Source organism: Paenibacillus sp. Dod16 (assembly GCF_049893405.1).
In the GTDB taxonomy this organism is placed as follows: Bacteria; Bacillota; Bacilli; order Paenibacillales; family Paenibacillaceae; genus Paenibacillus_AQ.
The window spans coordinates 70,524-88,894 of sequence record NZ_JBNDYG010000028.1 but is presented as its reverse complement, the minus strand read 5'-3'; the positions used below and the strand labels follow the sequence as shown (position 1 = coordinate 88,894).

Annotated in this window: 20 protein-coding genes; 17 read left to right on the top strand and 3 right to left on the bottom strand. The window is 47.8% G+C overall.

All coding sequences use genetic code 11. The features are described from left to right. Positions 1-69 precede the first annotated feature (69 nt). Entirely contained in the window at positions 70-2,424 is a 2,355-nt protein-coding gene (locus ACPV3A_RS19885; RefSeq protein WP_426200737.1) for an Ig-like domain-containing protein, read from the bottom strand. 200 nt (positions 2,425-2,624) lie between these two features. Further along, a complete protein-coding gene (locus tag ACPV3A_RS19880; protein ID WP_426200735.1) occupies positions 2,625-4,025 on the bottom strand; it encodes a cytochrome P450 in 1,401 nt (466 codons plus the stop codon). Positions 4,026-4,172: 147 nt separating this feature from the next. On the opposite strand from ACPV3A_RS19880, the gene ACPV3A_RS19875 reads away from it, so the two are divergent. The 11 genes from ACPV3A_RS19875 (at position 4,173) to ACPV3A_RS19825 (ending at position 14,915) form a co-directional block, all read left to right on the top strand. Continuing rightward, on the top strand, positions 4,173-4,775 hold the full coding sequence (locus ACPV3A_RS19875; RefSeq protein WP_194543276.1) for a TetR/AcrR family transcriptional regulator: 603 nt from the start codon (positions 4,173-4,175) through the stop codon (positions 4,773-4,775). A 185-nt stretch (positions 4,776-4,960) separates the two neighbouring features. Further along, positions 4,961-5,659: a YkoP family protein gene (locus tag ACPV3A_RS19870; protein WP_426200733.1), complete on the top strand. Its 699-nt coding sequence runs from the start codon at positions 4,961-4,963 to the stop codon at positions 5,657-5,659. A 1,345-nt stretch (positions 5,660-7,004) separates the two neighbouring features. Beyond that, complete coding sequence (locus ACPV3A_RS19865) at positions 7,005-7,682, top strand: DUF6320 domain-containing protein (RefSeq protein WP_426200731.1); 678 nt, start codon at positions 7,005-7,007, stop codon at positions 7,680-7,682. Between the two features lie 12 nt (positions 7,683-7,694). Beyond that, entirely contained in the window at positions 7,695-8,297 is a 603-nt protein-coding gene (locus ACPV3A_RS19860; RefSeq protein WP_339294188.1) for a GNAT family N-acetyltransferase, read from the top strand. A gap of 210 nt (positions 8,298-8,507) precedes the next feature. Continuing rightward, entirely contained in the window at positions 8,508-10,247 is a 1,740-nt protein-coding gene (locus ACPV3A_RS19855) for a LytS/YhcK type 5TM receptor domain-containing protein (protein ID WP_426200728.1), read from the top strand. Between the two features lie 31 nt (positions 10,248-10,278). After that, complete coding sequence (locus ACPV3A_RS19850; RefSeq protein WP_426200726.1) at positions 10,279-11,016, top strand: LytR/AlgR family response regulator transcription factor; 738 nt, start codon at positions 10,279-10,281, stop codon at positions 11,014-11,016. A gap of 195 nt (positions 11,017-11,211) precedes the next feature. Then, on the top strand, positions 11,212-12,582 hold the full coding sequence (locus tag ACPV3A_RS19845) for a carbon starvation CstA family protein (protein WP_426200724.1): 1,371 nt from the start codon (positions 11,212-11,214) through the stop codon (positions 12,580-12,582). Positions 12,583-12,780: 198 nt separating this feature from the next. Next, the gene (locus ACPV3A_RS19840) at positions 12,781-13,425 is read left to right on the top strand and encodes a hypothetical protein (protein WP_426200722.1); all 645 of its coding nucleotides are present in this window, start codon (positions 12,781-12,783) and stop codon (positions 13,423-13,425) included. 22 nt (positions 13,426-13,447) lie between these two features. Continuing rightward, positions 13,448-13,975: a MauE/DoxX family redox-associated membrane protein gene (locus ACPV3A_RS19835; RefSeq protein ID WP_426200720.1), complete on the top strand. Its 528-nt coding sequence runs from the start codon at positions 13,448-13,450 to the stop codon at positions 13,973-13,975. A gap of 10 nt (positions 13,976-13,985) precedes the next feature. Further along, positions 13,986-14,525 (top strand): methylamine dehydrogenase, encoded by a 540-nt coding sequence (locus ACPV3A_RS19830; RefSeq protein WP_426200719.1) that lies wholly within the window; start codon positions 13,986-13,988, stop codon positions 14,523-14,525. A gap of 6 nt (positions 14,526-14,531) precedes the next feature. Continuing rightward, the gene (locus ACPV3A_RS19825; protein WP_426200717.1) at positions 14,532-14,915 is read left to right on the top strand and encodes a hypothetical protein; all 384 of its coding nucleotides are present in this window, start codon (positions 14,532-14,534) and stop codon (positions 14,913-14,915) included. A gap of 31 nt (positions 14,916-14,946) precedes the next feature. Here the strand turns inward: ACPV3A_RS19825 and ACPV3A_RS19820 are convergent, their stop codons facing one another. After that, positions 14,947-15,123, bottom strand: a complete 177-nt coding sequence (locus ACPV3A_RS19820) for a hypothetical protein (protein WP_426200715.1) — start codon at positions 15,121-15,123, stop codon at positions 14,947-14,949. Positions 15,124-15,161: 38 nt separating this feature from the next. Between ACPV3A_RS19820 and ACPV3A_RS19815 the strand changes: the two genes are divergently transcribed. The 6 genes from ACPV3A_RS19815 (at position 15,162) to ACPV3A_RS19790 (ending at position 18,363) form a co-directional block, all read left to right on the top strand. Then, positions 15,162-15,566 carry a NusG domain II-containing protein gene (locus ACPV3A_RS19815; RefSeq protein WP_237566485.1) on the top strand — a complete coding sequence of 135 codons (405 nt, stop codon included), beginning with the start codon at positions 15,162-15,164 and terminating at the stop codon, positions 15,564-15,566. 331 nt (positions 15,567-15,897) lie between these two features. Next, positions 15,898-16,023: a hypothetical protein gene (locus ACPV3A_RS19810; protein WP_258394524.1), complete on the top strand. Its 126-nt coding sequence runs from the start codon at positions 15,898-15,900 to the stop codon at positions 16,021-16,023. 4 nt (positions 16,024-16,027) lie between these two features. Further along, entirely contained in the window at positions 16,028-16,657 is a 630-nt protein-coding gene (locus ACPV3A_RS19805) for a hypothetical protein (protein WP_426200713.1), read from the top strand. 186 nt (positions 16,658-16,843) lie between these two features. Continuing rightward, positions 16,844-17,389 carry a GNAT family N-acetyltransferase gene (locus tag ACPV3A_RS19800; protein WP_426200712.1) on the top strand — a complete coding sequence of 182 codons (546 nt, stop codon included), beginning with the start codon at positions 16,844-16,846 and terminating at the stop codon, positions 17,387-17,389. Positions 17,390-17,412: 23 nt separating this feature from the next. Then, complete coding sequence (locus ACPV3A_RS19795) at positions 17,413-17,667, top strand: DUF402 domain-containing protein (protein WP_426200710.1); 255 nt, start codon at positions 17,413-17,415, stop codon at positions 17,665-17,667. A 138-nt stretch (positions 17,668-17,805) separates the two neighbouring features. Next, positions 17,806-18,363 carry a GNAT family N-acetyltransferase gene (locus ACPV3A_RS19790; protein WP_426200708.1) on the top strand — a complete coding sequence of 186 codons (558 nt, stop codon included), beginning with the start codon at positions 17,806-17,808 and terminating at the stop codon, positions 18,361-18,363. Positions 18,364-18,371 lie beyond the last annotated feature (8 nt).

Genomic DNA, 18,371 nt, shown 5'->3' with positions numbered 1-18,371 from the left:
GCAACAGGGATCTCGGAGGCATGATCTGCATACGTGTTGCTGTATTCTGAATCGCTGCATATCTGAGTCTCAAGGCTCCCATATCACCGTCGGGTACGGGAGTTGGTCATAAGCACTGGCCCAGTAATAGGAGTCGGCCATGATGCGCCGTGGCAGGAAGCCGATCTCGCCTCTGGATACGGAGATGAGCTCAGACTGCGATTGGAACACGCCGTCCGCAGTTGTCGCGGCATTAACATATTTGCCTGCCATATGGGTGAACCGTCCGCTGATTTTGGCTGAAACAGGCAGCCTTGTTTCCTTATCGACCATCTGCATGGTTACTCTGGCGATACCGGCAGAATAGGTGATGGTCATCTGATCAATGACCATCGGTTTCATTGTGGATGGCGCTGTTGTTGCTGAGGCACCCGCGCTGGGAGCTCCTTCATTGCCGCTGATATCGACCGCCGTGATTTTATAATAATAGGTGGTGTTCGGCAGCAGACCGGTATCTTTGAAGGAAAGTCCTTTAGAGATTCCGGCGTAAGTAGCGGGTCCGATCTCAAAGTCGGCATTGGTACTCCGGTAGATCCGATACGCATTCACTGCGGTGTTGTCCATCGCCATATTGTAAGTAATATTTATGCGTTGAAAATCAAACGTGGCCGCTGTTGCTCCACTGACTGTGCTTGGCGGTTCATGGTCAGCAGGAGGCTGCCATGCGTAGCCGCCAGGTCCCCATTCGCTTGGAAAATCAACGATCGAGGAGTAGTGATGGAGAGCAATGCCTCCATACGCTGAATCGTTCAGAAAAGCATCATAAACCTTGTTTAACTCCTGCTCCATATAAGTTCGACCTTCTTCATGGAAGCTGATGGTTTCCGGATCCCCGCCATCGGCGATGTCCTTCGTCTCGACTCCGATCACAACCGACTTCGGTTTGCCGATCGTATTTGCATAAGCCAGCTCGTTTAGCGCTTGTGCGATAATGCCGGCGCTGCCATCGGCTTGATCGCGGTAATTCATGATCGAGATATAATCGGCCGTGTCCTGAATATGCTCAGACAGCCATTTCGTCTTTCCGTTCCATGAGATATTGCTGGCGTCAGCAGAAGTATCATACCATCTTGGAATTGCCGCGCCGACGGACAAGGTAAGGCCCGATGCCTGTTTACGTTCCATCAGAAGCTGCAGCATATCCAGGTACTGAATCTGAACAGAAGGCTTTGCTGTTTTGAAATCCGGCAGGATATACGGTTCGGTATCCAGGTTCACGCCATCAAAGCGAGCCGTTTCGCCGGAAGCCAAATTGTAATTCAAGATTTGCTCAAATTCTCTTACGGCTTGAGTCTGATACCGACTATAGGCTCCGAAGTAAGGTGGGGAGGTGCCGCCGGCGATCAACGCTTGAACATAGAAACCTTGAGAGTGAGCCCACTCGATGAATTGTTGAACCTCACTTCGATGATCCTCCAGCATTTTTGCTCCGTCATATTGCCCTACAGCCAAATAAAGCGTTGTAATCGGACGTTGATTAAAGGTGGTTGTATCCTTTGCCATGGAAGAGAGGGTCGCTCGGGAATTTGGATTCAGTACTAGTGGGTAGGAAGCATTTTCCCAGATCCAGATCGCACGATCCTGATCCGGCAGCGGGTCCGGGTCATAGGCGTTGCTGGTCACCGTTTCAGGATTCGTCGCGGAGGGATCGTATACATCATTTATTACGTTAACGGGAGTTGAGTTGGCAAGATCCATATAGACAGCATCCGTAACCGTCGGGGGATGTTTGCCTTGGTTAGCCGGAGGCATCCCCCCTGTTCTTGCATAGACCGTAAGGCTATAGCCTGTATTGCCGTAAGAATCGGTTGCTCTTGCCTCCAGGCTGTGAACCTGGTGAGGGGATTGACGCGAATCGAATGTATATTTATATCCGTTTTTGGCAGGGGAGACCTGCAGCCAATCGCCTCCGTTGATGCGGAGCTCAACTTGGGCTATCGGATTTTTACCCGCTGCAGATATGTGAATATCCATTTTGTTGCGCTGCAACGTATGCTCGCTTGGGCTGGTAATCTGCACTTCCGGGATATGAGCTGCAGGATTATCGATATTAAGGTGAATCCAAGGGGACCAGATACCATAACGCGTAACCGCATCATTTCCTTTAAGGACCATTTCGACGGGACCGTCCAACTGACTTGTATCCAGTTTGTAGGACCAAGATCCACTGTCATCGCCATTCGGGTCATCCATCTGAACATCCGTCACAAATGCACCGTTAACGATGAGCTGAAGTTCATACACGCCGGAGTAGGTTCCGGATAACTCAGCCACACCCGGTTGAAGCGTTTGTCCGTCCTGATGAGAATCAATAGTAATTAACGCTGCTGCCTTAACGTGGGGAGGCGGGATACAGATTGTAGAAATCAGAACTGCCGCCAGCAACAAAAGCCCGCACCTACGTAAATGTGAAAGCATTTTTGTAGTCACATCCTTGTCAGTATGATGTAAACCTAATGGACTCTACGGCAGTTACAATGGCTTGCTTATCCTGTGAGCAAGCATTTTGCGTCAATATGAAGCGCTTACTTTTTAATATTACGAAAAAAATCGATTAGAACCGATGTCAGAGACGTGGCAGGTTATTATTTTTGAAGGGGAGCAGGATCTACTCCATATTCGATAAGCCGATGAATGGTACCACGTACGTCAACCCGTTCAAATTTGCCGTTCTTCAAAGTTATACGTAGAGGCATGCCGTGAACGGGTCGCATCATCAGATTCGGTGTGATTTTGGCATTATGGACTAATGAAAATTGATATCGTTGAAGAAGAACAGCAAGGACAATCTTAAGTTCTTGCATGGCGAAGTACCAGCCTATACACATATGAGGCCCTGCGCTGAATGGTAAGAATTCGTATGCGGAAGGTTTAATGGTCTCCCATCGATGCGGTTTGAATTGATTCGGACTCTCGTAAAGCTCCGGGAGACGATGGGTAATGAATTGGCTAAAAAAGATATTCGTTCCCGCCGGAAGGGCATAACCATTCAACTCACAAGGCGCAGCCGTAATGCGGGTGCCGATGCTTGCTGGAGGAAGTAAACGAAGACTCTCTTTAACCACATGGTCCAGCAGTGAGAGTCGGCTCAGTTCCTCCCGAGTCGGATGGTTTCCACTCATCACGGCGTTTAATTCCTCCATTACGTTCGCATAAATGTCCGGGTGCTGTATCAGCAGAAAAAATGTCCAAGTCAACGCATTTGCAGTGGTTTCATGACCAGCTGTATAGATTGAGAATGCATGCCCGACTAATTCCTCATCCGATAATGCAAAATCATCCTCATCATGTCCTCTAATTAGTGCGGCTAGCACATCCGTTGCATCTGACTCCTGCCGCTTCTCATGGATCATGGACCGAATTTGAGTATTAAGCTGTTGTGCAATACGAAGAGATCGACGATATGGTGTGAAGGGAAGATTAATGGGAGCGAGGGTGGTAAGCAAAAAAGACTTCGTAAACCGATTGATCAGCATCCCCATGGAGTCCATCTTTTCAGTATGATGAACACCGAATAATGTCTTAAGGGCGATGCGCTGCGTTAACTTTTTCATTTCGGTGTTGATGTCAATCCGGGTACGTCCTCTCCATTCGTCTGCCAATAGTTCCGTTATGGATGCCATGTCCTGACCGTATTTTTCAATTTGCCCATGCAGAAAGGCGGGCTGTATCAGGCGACGGTGCTGTTTGTGCTTTTCGCCGCTCATCAATAGAAGATTATGATAGAATAAATCCCCCATTACGGTGTCTTTGGGTATTTTGACAAGAGCCGTGCTCATCTCGAAAAAGTTCGGATTGGATAGGATTTGACGGTTCAGATCGGGTCCAAACGCAAAGACAGATGAAGGCTTGTGGCTTTTCCCCAGGGCAGCGAGCTTACCATACTGTTCAAATAATGTTTGCTGAAATGCGAACGGACTGCGGATGAAATGAAACATATTGATCCTCCAGCCAAGGGCGGAGTCGGGTCCAGGAATACGGTTCATAATCACACTTCCTTTGTATGATTTGTAATAAAATCACTCATATATTTCATAATATTCCTTCAAGAAGAAATGATCAAGATATTTTTGAAATATATGAATTGCATTATTACAAAACATTCCGTATAGTTTTATCCGAGAGGTGAGTATATGAACGGTTATCAACTCCGCACAGTGAAGAAAAAAGAACAGATTATGAAGGCAACTTTCGATTTGATCAGGAAATACGGAGCTGAAAAGACAAGCATTGCAGAAATCTCCAAACACGCCCGCGTGTCCCCCGTCTCCATATATAATTATTTTGGCAGCAAGGAAGAGCTTATCCGGATGACGTATATCGATTATATGAGTAATATCATGAACGAGTATGAGCAGCTGCTCGATAAGCCCATCCCTTTTCAGGAGAAATTGGAGTTGTTGCTGAGGGGACGAATGAATAGCATGGATCAGATTAACTCGGATTTTATTCAAATCAGCAATGAACCGTCTGTTCAAGAGTATATCGAGGCATTTTACAAGGAGAGAACGATTCCCTTTTTTGTGAAATTGATTGAGCAAGGCAAGCAGGAGGGTTTTATTGATCCAGAAATTTCGATAGATGCGGCATTGTTTTATATTCAAGTGTTTAAGGAGGCGCTGGCACGACCGGGATTCATTACACAAGCGAGTCCTACCATGCTTCGTGATATCGATCGCTTGTTTTATTATGGATTGATAGGGAAAGCGGAGCACTCTGGGACAGAGAGAGGCTAATGAGTTGATGATATAAGCGTTAAGGCAGAACAACCTTTGGTGCAGACCAAAGGTTGTTTTGATTTGCATACAAAGTCACTAGCCAGCAACTGTTTTGACCCGCATCTCCGTCTTGAGACCGAGAGCAACTCTGTACCTGAGACGGTGTGAACTTGTGCAGATCTTCTTTATGATGAAATTAACGGATGACTCTTGGAGAATCATGGAATGACATTTTCAAACTAAAAAATAGTGAGGTGTTCCATCTGCTGCGAAAATTACTTAAAACCGTCATGCAAAGCTCCTGGATGATGTGGGAACGTATCTTCAGCTTCATTTCCAGGTTCCGCAGCTCGCATATCTCGCGATTTGGCATATGCACAGTCATGATTAAGAAGCATCGAGGAGAGCGCATCGTCTGCGAGGACTCAACGGTCATTCAGAATGGAGATTTGGTAGGCGAGCTGCATTTGGACAATGAAACGATTCTCAAATTAATCCGATCGGAAGGGCCGGATCGTGCGGCTTTGAAAATAGCAAGACTTGCAAGAAAGTCCATGCTGCAGATTAGCCGTGCATATGAAGATCGGTCCGAGTTCAGCGAGGTCAGCGCATTGGTTGGGATTACTTTGCTGCACCGTGGATTAACGCACGGTCTTGGTTTTGAGCATCAAGCGATGAAACCGGACTTGTTCCAGAAGCTGACCACGTCCTATCTGCGAATGCTGTTATCCGTGATGCACCCGGATGGCAAGAACCGGATTGATCGAAGAACGGAATTACTCGTTCCCATGATGTTAATACATACCCGCTCATCGCTGATGAAGCGATTTTCAATGGCGGATAAGCGGCCTTTACATGAAGAGGGGCATGCCATCTTGGTATCGGCTGCGGTTGAAGCTTGAGTGAAAGTGGCATTGCTACGTACATAAGGTAAACCTGTTAATTGCAGCTGAGTGGGAGTTCTAATAGAAATGAGGAGAGCAACAGATGGAAGAATGGTATAAACTTGACCACGCCGGGAAGCTGTTTCCCGCCGTTGCAGGAAGGGAGAATTCATCAACCTACCGGTTGTCCATGATGCTGACAAGTGATGTGGAGCCATCGGTGTTGCAGCAGGCGCTCGATAGCGTAATGAAGAGATTCCCGCTATTAAACGTCGAGCTTAGAAATGGCCTGTTCTGGAAATTTCTGCGGGAGAAGGAGACGCGTTTGATGGTGGAACCGGAATCCACCTATCCTTGTGCACCTGCAGCTCTCTCGACTGAGGGCGGAAGCTTGGTGAGGGTTTTATATCATGGCAACAAGATTAGCGTGGAGATTTTTCATGCGCTAACAGACGGGGGTGGGGCACTGGAGTTTCTCAAAACCTTGGTGTTCCAGTATTTATATCTGCTCGGCGAAAACGTAGAGGACAAGGAAGGTCTGATTTTGCCGCCAGCTTCATTTGCTCGCTATGCCGAGGCACAGGACAGCTTTAAAGCTCATTATACATCGGCCACGGCCGATTCCAGAATGCCGGAGGCCCTGCAAATTCCCGGTACCCGATTCTCGCCGTATGGACACAACGTCATCCACGGCATGATTCACGCCTCGCGGCTGAATGGGGCGGCCAAGCAGAAGGGAGTAACGCTCACCGCTTACCTGACAGCGATTTTGATTATGGCGGTTTATGAGACGACGTTGCCCTTCAACAACGATAACCGGCCGATTGTGATCAGCATGCCGGTGAACCTGCGTAAAATATTTCCTTCGAGCAGCCTGCGCAACTTTTTTGCGGTCATTAACATTGGCGTACAGATGAAGGAAGGCATGACATTGGATGAGGTACAAGGTATCGTGCATGCACAGATGAAAGAGAAAACGACGAAGTCTAATCTAACCCAAGCGATGGCCGGCAGCATGAAATACGAGAAAAACCTATTATCCCGATTCACGCCGCTGAAATTGAAGGATCTGGCGATTCGTTATGGGTTCGACCATTACGGTGAAGAAGCCAAAACGCTTACGCTTACCAATCTGGGCCGAGTCGATATCCCAGCGAGTATGGCTGCGCATATCGAATCAATGGAAACCACGNNNNGCCAAGAGTCCAATGAACTGTGCCGTCAGTTCGATCAATGACCAGCTTACCATCACCTTTGCCAGGAATATCGTCGAGAGCGATGTGATCAGGCACTTTTTTCGCCAGCTTGCCAGCCTAAGCGGGTTGGATATAAGGATTATCAGCAATGATTGGGGGATGGGCGCATGAGATGCGAGAGCTGTGGGGTATCCGTAGACCCGGCGCACGCAGCATGTCCCTTATGCCGGAGAAATTTACATGGTAAGGGCGATGCACCATCAACAGGGAATTCCTGGTACCCCATCTATGAGGCTGTAGAGGAGCAGCGTGCGAGCAGTCTGTTATCCAAGTGGCTTACCTTCATTGCAGTGTCTGTCATCGGTTTATCTTTACTTATAAATATTCTGGGAGATCACGAAGTATGGTGGAGTCTGTACCTCATGCCCTGCATGCTCTATGCATGGCTGTTCATCAGACATACCTTGATGTCCAAGTCGCACCTCGGCGGCAAAATCGTCGTACAACTGCTCGGGCTGTCCGGCATGCTGCTATGGCTTAACGTGGCAGCGGGTACGAATTACTGGTCGACCGGTTACGTCATTCCGTTCCTGATGATGGCGGCAACCCTTCTGATTACCGTTATATGCTGCACCAGAAAAATGCGCTGGCGTGAGTTCGCAGATTACTTGTTAACCCTGATCTTGCTTGGGTTTGTGCCCTTATTACTATATGCCGTCGGCATGTCGCACGTATTATGGACAGCCGTTGCGACGGCCGTATATGCCTTATTAACGTTCGGCGGGATGTGTCTGATTGCAGATAAGGGATTCCGAAAGGATATGAAGCGCAGATTACATTTTTGACAGGAGGAGAACATGATGTACTCCATTACGATTAGAAGAATGGCAGATTATGAACGAGACGTTCGCGAGGAAGTGGCGGAAGTGTTTGTTGATGGGTATTATAACGAACTGTCCTATTTCACCGAGGATCGAAGCACGTTAAAGAAAGCCTTCCGGAGTCTGTTCAGTCCTGAGGTGTTTTATGTGGCTGAGGTCCAGGGCGTCATTATCGGGATTTTAGCCTGTTCCCATCATAGGCAGCGGGCCATGCCGGTCGAGTTAGCTCCGCTTCAGGAGGCTTTTGGAGATAAGACAGGGGAGCTTGCATATAACGTCATGAAGAACGAATTTAACCCGGCACTGCCTTATGATGAGGAAACGGGTTATATCGAATGTGTGGCAACTACTACGAAAGCACGCGGCAAAGGCGTTTCCACCGCTTTAATAAAGCATGTCAAAGAGGAGCTGCCATACAAGCGTTATGTTCTGGAAGTGACCGACAGCAACCAGGTCGCGCTATCGTTATATCAGAAATTAGGATTCGTGGAGATTGAACGCAAATCCGAGATAAATGCAGAGGAAAAAGGGTTCAGCGATCGTATTTACATGGAATGGAGAAAGCCGGTCTTCAGGTGATATCCATATAAACGAGAGACGCTCAAACGAATAGGATGGTATGGAGTTTAACAACCTCCGCTTTAGAACGAATTGAAGCGGGAGGTTTTTTGTTGTTTTTTGAGCCTCTGCCATGATAATTTAGTATGTATTGCCAGGTTTACGGTAAACTTCTTAAGGAATCTATTCGTGACGATTTAGTGATTCAAAGTCAGATTGCGGGGTGACGCCATGTTTGAACTGCTGATTACAATGACCGAGCGGATTGGAATTATTGTGACGATTGCATTTATCGTAACCCGGTTGAGGTTCTTCCGATCGATGATAAGTCAGGACAAGCTGACGTCAGTACAACAGATTCAGGCAATATTGGTCTTCGGGATTTTAGGGATTATCGGGACGTATACCGGAATTACGGTGAACACCGAATCCCTTGAAGTCAACAAATGGATGATGCAAGTTTCCGGAGACGAAGCGATTGCGAATTCAAGGGTTGTCGGTGTTGTTATGGCCGGATTGTTCGGAGGCTACAGAATCGGGCTTGGTGCAGGACTGATTGCAGGGCTTCACCGTTTTACATTAGGTGGGTTTACGAGTTTGGCCTGTGGGCTCGCGACCATACTTGCAGGTCTTCTGGCCAGCCTGTTTCATAAAAAGAATGAGCAGGTTCGTTTCTCAGCTGCGCTTCTAATGGGGGCATTGGCAGAGTCCCTTCAGATGCTGATCATCCTGCTTTTGTCCAGACCATTCGAACAAGCGATGTCCTTGGTCGGTTATATTGGAGTACCAATGATTGTTGCAAACGGAATCGGTTGTGCATTGTTTCTGCTCATTATCCGATCCGTATTGAATGAAGAGGAGAAGGTAGCGGCTCAGCAGGCACAAGCTTCTCTTCGGATTGCCCGCAGAACCATTGGGTATATGCGTCAGGGGATGAATGCGCAATCCGCGGAAGCGGTATGCCAGATTCTTTACGAGGAAGTCAATGCCAGTGCGATTGCGATTACGAATGATCGGATGATTCTGGCCCATGTCGGAACGGGGGATGATCATCATGCGGCAGGTCGTCCGCTGCAGACGGAAGTGACGCGCCGGGTCATTGAACAAGGGGAGCAGCTGATCGCGGATCGGGCGCATATTCAGTGCCAGAAGCCGGATTGTCCGCTGGGAGCCGCTGTCATCGGACCTTTGAAACAGGGCGGTCAGACCGTGGGCACACTAAAGTTCTATTTTCGAAGTCCGAAGGATATTACCCACGTTACAACAGAATTGATGTCAGGTCTTACGATGCTGTTAAGCTACCAGTTGGAGGCTGCTCAATTGGAGGAAACCAAGGAACTTGCCAGAGAAGCTGAGATCAAGACGCTTCAAGCACAAATTCATCCGCACTTTTTGTTTAATGCATTAAACACGATACTCTCTCTAACACGGATTGATGCGGAGAAAGCAAGAAAGCTGCTGCGGAGTCTATCGGACTATATCCGCCAGAATTTGACCGCCGCAACCACCGAGAAGGCCACGCTTCAGGATGAACTGCAGCATATACGATCTTATATGAGCATTGAACAAACCAGATTCGAGGATAAGCTGCAAATTCAATATGAAGTAGAGGATTCCGCGCTGCAGGCGCTTGTACCGCCGCTGACCTTGCAGCCATTAATAGAGAACAGCATACGCCACGGTTTCAGGAACAAAACAGACGATTGTGTCATACTTATCCGTATTCAGGGTGATCCGGCTAACGGTGTATTCGTTACGATCAAGGACAACGGAACGGGGATTACGCCGGAACGGCTTCGGTTATTGGGGCGCCAAATGCTCGATTCTTCATCGGGTACGGGAATGGCTGTGTATAACGTGAACAGAAGATTGGCCTTGATGTATGGGCCCCATGCATCATTAAACATCCAAAGTGATGAAGCGGTCGGGACTGAAATTCAATTCCAGATTCCCGCAGCCGCTAACGTATAACTCTACTCATGAAGGCAGGGATTTCTTACACATGATCGAACGCATCCGAACACTCATCGTGGATGATGAACGGTACAGCCGTGAAGAACTGATCTATTTACTGAAGCAGCATCCTACACTCGAGATCGTTGGAGAAGCGGATTCCGGGGAACAGGCGGTGTTAAAGACCATGCAGTTGAAGCCGGAAGCCGTATTTCTGGATATTGAAATGCCCTTAATGAACGGGCTTGAAACGGCAAGAGCCTTGAACGAGTTGAAGCTCCCTCCAAAAATCGTGTTTGCCACGGCGTACCCTCAATTCGGTGTAGAGGCCTTCCGGTTCGAAGCGCTGGACTATTTGTTAAAGCCCATAGACGAAGAAAGACTGGCGGAGACGGTAAGGCGTCTTGAGCAATCATTACGAAGGGAAGACCCGACAGCACCCGGTCATTCCAAATCTTCAGGCAAGCTGTCGTTGGATGTGGATGGGGAAATTATGTTCATAGACCCGAAAGATATTATTTATATCTCACGGGAGGATACATACTCCAAGATCGTCACAGTCGATAAGCAATATCATGTTAAAACGCCACTCAAGGAGCTGGAAACGAAGCTTCGGCAGTATCCGTTCTTCCGGATTCATAAAAGCTATGTGGTACATCTTGATTATGTCAAAAGCCTGGTTCCTTGGTTTAACGGCGCATTCCAGCTTGAGCTGAAGGGGTGCAGCGATAAACTAGCCGTAAGCCGTAATTATGCCAAAGCATTTCGAGAGGCTTTGGAGCTTTAATTAAACGTGGGATGTGTTAAGGATGGAACGCTCATGATGTGAATGAAGACTGCATGAGAGCCCTTTAATGTGCATAATAACCTTAAATTTGAACATCTTAATGCGTCTAGACGACATGTTAGTTCAAAATCGCCCTCTAATCTCGATAATTTCTTATAATCAATGTAAGCGATTTCAAGAAAAGGGGGCGAAGGCATGTATACCTTCATCATATCGATCATTCTGCTGGTTATTGGATATTTCACTTATGGAAAATACATTGAAAAAATGTTCGGAGTTAAAGAAGAACGGGCAACACCTGCTTATGTCAATCAGGATGGTGTTGATTATCTGCCTATGAGCTCGAACAAAAACTCGCTGATTCAGCTCCTTAATATAGCCGGTGTGGGACCCATCTTCGGACCCATTATGGGCGCGCTCTATGGACCGGTTGCTTTTATCTGGATTGTGCTGGGGTGTATTTTTGCCGGGGCTGTGCATGATTACCTGACGGGTATGATCTCCATCCGCAACCGCGGCGCGCATTTGCCGGAGCTTGCTGGCAAGTTTCTGGGCAAAGTGATGAAACATGTTGTGAACGCTTTCGCGATTCTGCTGCTGGTCTTGGTAGGTACCGTCTTTGTGACCTCACCGGCCAGCCTGCTTCACAATCTGATGAACGGCAAAGTCAGTTTGTGGATCATCACCCTGTTTATTTTCGGCTATTACATTCTGGCTACACTGCTGCCCATTGATAAAATCATTGGCCGCTTCTATCCGATATTCGGCGCTCTGTTACTCATAGCATCTCTTGGTGTTGGCGGGATGCTGATTGTACAGCAGGTACCGATACCGGAATTGACATTAGCCAATTTGCATCCGGATCATATGCCGATTTTTCCGCTATTGTTTCTGACGATTACGTGCGGTGCCTTATCCGGATTCCATGCTACCCAGACACCGATTATTTCCCGGACTACACAGACCGAAAAGCAGGGACGTAAAATTTTCTATGGCATGATGATTGCCGAGGGGATTATTGCCATGGTATGGGCCGCAGCGGCGATGAGTTTGTTCCAGGGGTCTATAGGCACATTGGCTGTGCTGGGCGTGATCGTGCTGCCGATTACGTCAGGGGATACCGCATTCCGGAGCGCACGCATGATCATTGCGGATTATATCAAGCTGCCACAATTCAGCATGAAGCGGCGCCTTATCATTGCCATTCCTTTGTTTGTCATTTCCATTGCCTTAACGCAGATTGATTTCAACATTCTCTGGAGATACTTCTCCTGGGCCAATCAGGCCACCGCGGTTATTGCTTTGTTTGTCAGTGCGATGTATCTGTTCATTGCCCGTAAAAATTACTGGGTAGCGCTGATTCCGGGTGCGTTTATGCTCTACACAACGACGGTGTATATTCTGAACGCGGAGATCGGATTCAGGCAGTCCATGAATGTTTCTTATATCGTGGGTGCTGTCATCAGTGTCATACTGGTCATCGTATTTTTTAAAGCAGCCCAAAAAGCGCGCGCAGCCGAAATGCCGCTGGAGGTTGATATCTCGGATTATCATAAAGTCGCATAACCATATCATCGAGCATGCTTGCATAAATCAAAACCGTCTTTGGAGATTATCCATGGACGGTTTCTTTTATTCTCAATGAGTTAGCCTTGTAGCGGCATACCCAGCGTATCGGATATTTGTGTAAATAATCGACAGGCTGTCACTCATAAGATGAAGGAGTGAAGCGTTCATTTAGGGATGATGGGGAGGTGGCATGACTTGCTGTCGATATTGCTCTTTATATTTGCCGTCGGTGCCGCGGTAGCCAGTGTCGACACCACCTGTGGGCTGAATGTGTTAGGCAGTCTGGAGGGCACGAAGGTCAGTAAATCCAAATATGCGCTGGTGTATATCGTATCTTGTACCCTGGGCGGCGCTATGACCGGACTGGCGATCGGGTGCATCAATTTTGTGCTGAAATTAACCCCTGTTGGTTTATATCAAAACTATATTATTGTGGTGCTGTTTGCGATACTCCTGGGCTTGGAGTTCATTCATAAAACGGGGATTCTTCCATCCGGCAATTTCATCGTTCCCTCCGAATGGATCAAGCATGCAGGGTACCGTTCGGCGGCATTATGGGGCCAGATTCTGGGCTTGGGTTTCATCACATTGCAGGTGGGCGTCCTCTTTCACGCTTATATCCTGGTCTCCTTATTCGCGGCTCCATGGTGGCTTAGCTTGCTGGCAGGGGCAACGTTTGGAGTTGTTCGCGGCACCGTGTTCAGCCTCCCGCTGATCCGATCCATCGTGTACCGTATGCTTGAAAAAAGGGTACACAACCTCACGCTGCTCTCGGCCGTGCGGCAAACGGTCTCCATGCTGCTGATCATCGGTTCCATCATCTGGATCATCAGCTACTGAAGAGAAAGGAGCATATGGGCCCATGTACGATTTGCTCGCAATATCCGTTACGCTGCCCATGCTGTTGTCCGTGGTGAGCTTTGGCTGGAGCCGTGCATTCGGTGATCCGGATCGGTTCCCCGGAAGTGCCCGATTGCATGCTCTGCTCATCCTCCTGCAGGTCTTGTCAGTGACCATGGTATATGGTTTTCCATCGCGGTACAGTTTCCTGGGCATCTCTTTACTTTATTTTGTCCAGGGTGTGGGGGTCGCTTATTTCATCCGAAAAAAAGGGAGGGTGGACTGCGGCTGTCTCGGGCCTCAGATCAGCTCCAAGCTTGGCTTTCCATTAATTGGGTTCAATCTGGCGATGGGACTCATGGGGTTGGCCTACAGCCATCCTGTCTGGTTTGCGCATCGTCACTCTTTTGATGTAACCGGTCTGCTTATGGAGGGGATGATGCTGCTGCTATCGCTCTTTATCATCATAGGGGTTCCGGATGCCCTGCATGCGATCCGAATATACCGCGAGATTGCCGGAACTCATATTTCCAAAATAAAAAGGTTGTAAGGGGGCTGCGATGAACACCTTCTTCTGGATTTCATATACCATGCTGTGGATTCTGGTTGTACCTTTGGTCATTCTGAACCTGGTCCTGTTTCGGCAGTTGGGGATTATGGTGATGGGTACCGCGAGAGGCGTGAATCAGTCCGGCATTCCGGTCGGCCATAAAATCCCCGGGGCCACAACGACAACCTTGCGGGGTGTCGAATGGTCTACAAGCGAGCTGATGGGCACACCTTCCATCATGCTGTTTGGATCGCCAACGTGTAAGGAATGCGCCGATATTTTGCCGGATTTTAGACGGATCGCCAGGATGAATAACGTGAGACCCATCCTTTTGCTATTCTCGTCTGTGGATTTGGCATCGGAGTATGTCCGGAAAATAGGTTATGACGATGAGGTGCTGATCGTTAGTTCGGAGTTTGCGAATCATCTCGATGTGCAGGTCACCCCCTATGCCTACGCGGTGGATATGGACGGCGTCATCAGGCATAAGGGATTGGTCAACAGTCGGGAACAGCTTGAAGCGTACGTGAAAGCATCCAGGGCTTCTTAAGATGAGGTGAGAGTATGTGGCGGAAGCCGGGAGACGCTTGCCAAAGTATTAGTTCGTCCCGATGATAACGATATCGTTAAAATCTCGTTTGCTGCGGGGCCCTGCCGGCCTCCGCATGGACAATATTGCTCAGGCTGCGGCGCAGATGCCTCCTGCCCGTCCGATTATATCATTTGCACCCCCAAGACGGTGATCGACGATTGTAAAGGTTTATGCCCGTATCCTTCCGGCTGGTGGTATACGAGTGATCCAGCGGGACATCGGGCCAAGTGTCAGGATTGCATCTCGCGCTATGTACATCCGTATGTCGGAAGGAATTGGTGCTATCAGGGAGCCCGGGTCTATGGGCGGTATGTAATCTGTGCGTGCAGGTCAACGGAGCTGTATTGATAGAGGAACAGAGGGATGTGATTTAAGCAATTCATGATGAAATCACGGCCTCCAACACATGATCGAGTCCGTTCCGGGCAGCCGGCAGGTTGCCCCATAGCGAGAACTGCATCAAGGCTTTCGCGGCTTGCTCCTTCGGTTGTACAAGCTGTTCACATGGATAACGAATGTGACAAAATTCATTTCGGTGGTTTCGCACATCGTTCATACTGGGGTTCCAAAGACTGTGCATGTGGAGGAGGGAGCATGTTGTCCAGAATAAGACGCGGAGATATGATCCTGTTTGCCTTGATCCTGATCCTTGGCTCCTTCACGGGACTGCAGTGGTGGAAGCATAGCCATGTAGATTACCAGCAGGGAGAACTCAAGGCTTTGATTACAGTGAATGGCAAAGAATACGAGACTGTCCCGCTGACCGGGGACGAACGTATCATTGATATTAAAACCAAGTTTGGACACAACACACTGAAAGTGTATGACTACGGGATCCAGATGATATACTCGGATGCTCCGAAGCGAATTGCACTGGATATGGGATTTATCTCGGAACCCTATCAGCAGATCATCTGCGTACCGACTAGAGTCGTGGTTGAGGTGTTAGTTCCCGAACATGAACAGCGTGAGACGGAACTGGATGCCGTGGTAGGCTAAGATCAAGGTACAAGAGCGTATGACTACCATAAATTTTACTGAGAACCGGGGGTTAATGCCGGTTCTTTTCGTTATGTAGGACAATGGTGTGAATGCAAGGTTAGCGTAACTTTTTAGCTGAAAGAATAGTTATAATTAGAGAGGAAACGAAGTCAGATAACCACCATTTTCCGATGAATAGATCCGAAGGAGGCTGTTACATGCTTTCCATTGTGAAAGGACGAGAATTTTCAGCCGGATTCGAAAAAGCCCTGAGGGCAAGAGGGATTACACATAGAAGAGTTATGGTCGATTGGAGGTCTCCAGTCAGATCAGCAAAGGTGGAGAGATTATGGGTATGATCGCATTGATATTGATTGTAGGCTTTTTATTCGTTGTGGTATATTTGCGGGCGATCTGGAACGTATTGCTGGACATTCGAAACGAGTTAAGAAAAGATAACGACAGAGGGGCATGATTAGATGATGAACGAGAAAAAAGACTACTCCCACGTATACTGGATCGGAGGTTCCCCATGTTCAGGCAAATCCACGATTGCCGAAATGATCACGAAAGATTACGGCTATACCTATTATCAATGTGACCTGTTCAACGAGAAGCATGTAAACTCATGCAATCCGTCGGAGCATCCCACCATGTTCCGTTTGAAGGATATGGGCTGGAATACATTATGGTCACGACCGGTTGAGCAGCAGATTGATGAGGAGCTGGAGTTTTATCGCGAGGAGTTTCCGATGATCGTGGATGATGTATCGACCATGCCGGCCTCACCCCCCCTAATTGTGGAGGGAGCAGCGCTTTTACCTGAAAAAGTAGCACAGCTGGTATCCAGCCCCCATCAGGCAATATGGATCGTACCGGTTCCGGATTTCCAGAAGGAGCATTATGCGAAGCGCGCATGGATCCACGATATTCTGAATCAATGCGATGATCCCGATAACGCTTTTCAGAATTGGATGGGACGAGATATCGGTTTTGCAGCATATGTGGCCAAGGACGCCATGAATCGGGGGTTCAAGGTTATATTCGTGGACGGAAGCAAAAGCATTCAGGAGAACTACGAAGAGGTTAAGCGGCATTTTAATCTATGAAATATTAGGAAAATAAAATGAAGAAACTCAAAATTGCAATTTTGGTTTTGTTGGTGTTCGTGCTTGCCGATTGACTCCAGAGGGGGAAGCCCGTGGAATACCCGTTCGGAGCTAAAACATTATATTCCCAGGGACGGATAGGTTATTGTCTAGATTTTAGTTAAAGTAGTTCAAGGGGGGCGTCGCATGACCATAACGATACAAACTTCTCGTCTGCAATTGAAGACGATTGATCGGGATCGGGCAGCGGATGTGGTGGATTTTATCGTTAAGAACGATGAGCATTGGAAGGTATGGGAGCCAGCTAGAGAAGCTGAGTTCTATACTTTCGATAAGCAGGCGGAGATACTGGGAGCGGAGAGTCGAAGCATAGCAGACGGAACTCTGTTTAAAGTGTGGCTGCATAAAGATGATGAAATTATCGGTTCGATTGCGATCAGCAATATCGTTCGGGGCGTCTTTCAATCGGCCAATGTGGGATACAAGCTGGCACAGGCTCATACGGGGCAAGGGTATATGACCGAAGCGCTAAGGGCCGTGGTCGACTATTGCTTTGATACGATGGGGCTGCACCGGCTGGAAGCTAACATTATGCCAAGAAACATAGCTTCGTTGAATGTAGTGAGAAGATTAGGCTTTTACGAAGAAGGACTGGCCATCAAATATTTGAAGATTAACGGCGTCTGGGAAGACCACCTACATATGGTAATCCGCAATGAACGCATGGAATAACGCATGAGAACGATATTTCTAGGGTGAATGGAGTTAGTGACGAAGGGATCCCTTATTGGGATGATCTCTATCTGGATGTTATTGTGCTTCCAGACGGAAGCCTCTTCATTCAAGATGAAGATGAGCTAGAGGAAGCCTTACGCCAAGGGCATATTGAGTTTCAAGATTACAAGCTGGCTAAAGAAACGGCGGCAAAGATCATTTCGGAAGTCCGGTCTGGAGAAAACAAGGTGATCAACAATAGTATCAGGCACTTTTGGCAATTGATCAACCTCTAACCCTCCACATCCTTGATGATCATGCTTGGAAACCTGTCCAGTTAACCGATGAACAAAAGGATGAGGTTAAAGCCCATGTTATGAAACACACCAAAGATCTGTGAGACTATTGTAATTGAAGCTACAAGGAGGCATAACATGCTTCAAGTAGAAGTCAGGCGACCAAATCGCGGCGATATAAAAGCTATGGAGCATTTTTTCAGGTTCGTAATTACCGATACTTTTGCCAAAGAAGGCTTGGCAGATTTACTGGAGGATATTGAACAGGAGATTGACAGCAAAAATAGGTACTTGAACGCAGATTTTGAAACGAACGGAGAGCAGAGATATTTTCTCATCGGACTGCTAGATAACAGCATTGTGAGCTGCATCGAGTATGGACCATCCAATGCATTGATCCGGGAAGCTACCGATGGGAGATTGCGTGATGTGGTTGAAATCGGAACGGTATTTGTTCATCCGGATTGCCAACAGCAAGGGATCGGAAATCTAATGTTAAATATCATGTATCTTACGCTTCTCAATAAAGGATTAACGGAATTTTGTTTGGATAGCGGATACTCTCGTGCACAGAAGATATGGAAGAAGAAGCTGGGTGAACCCGATTATGTCCTACAGGACCATTGGGGGAGTGGAGTTGACCATATGATATGGAAACGAAGACTCGCAGATGTTCCAGTTATATTCAGTTTATAAGGCGCTTA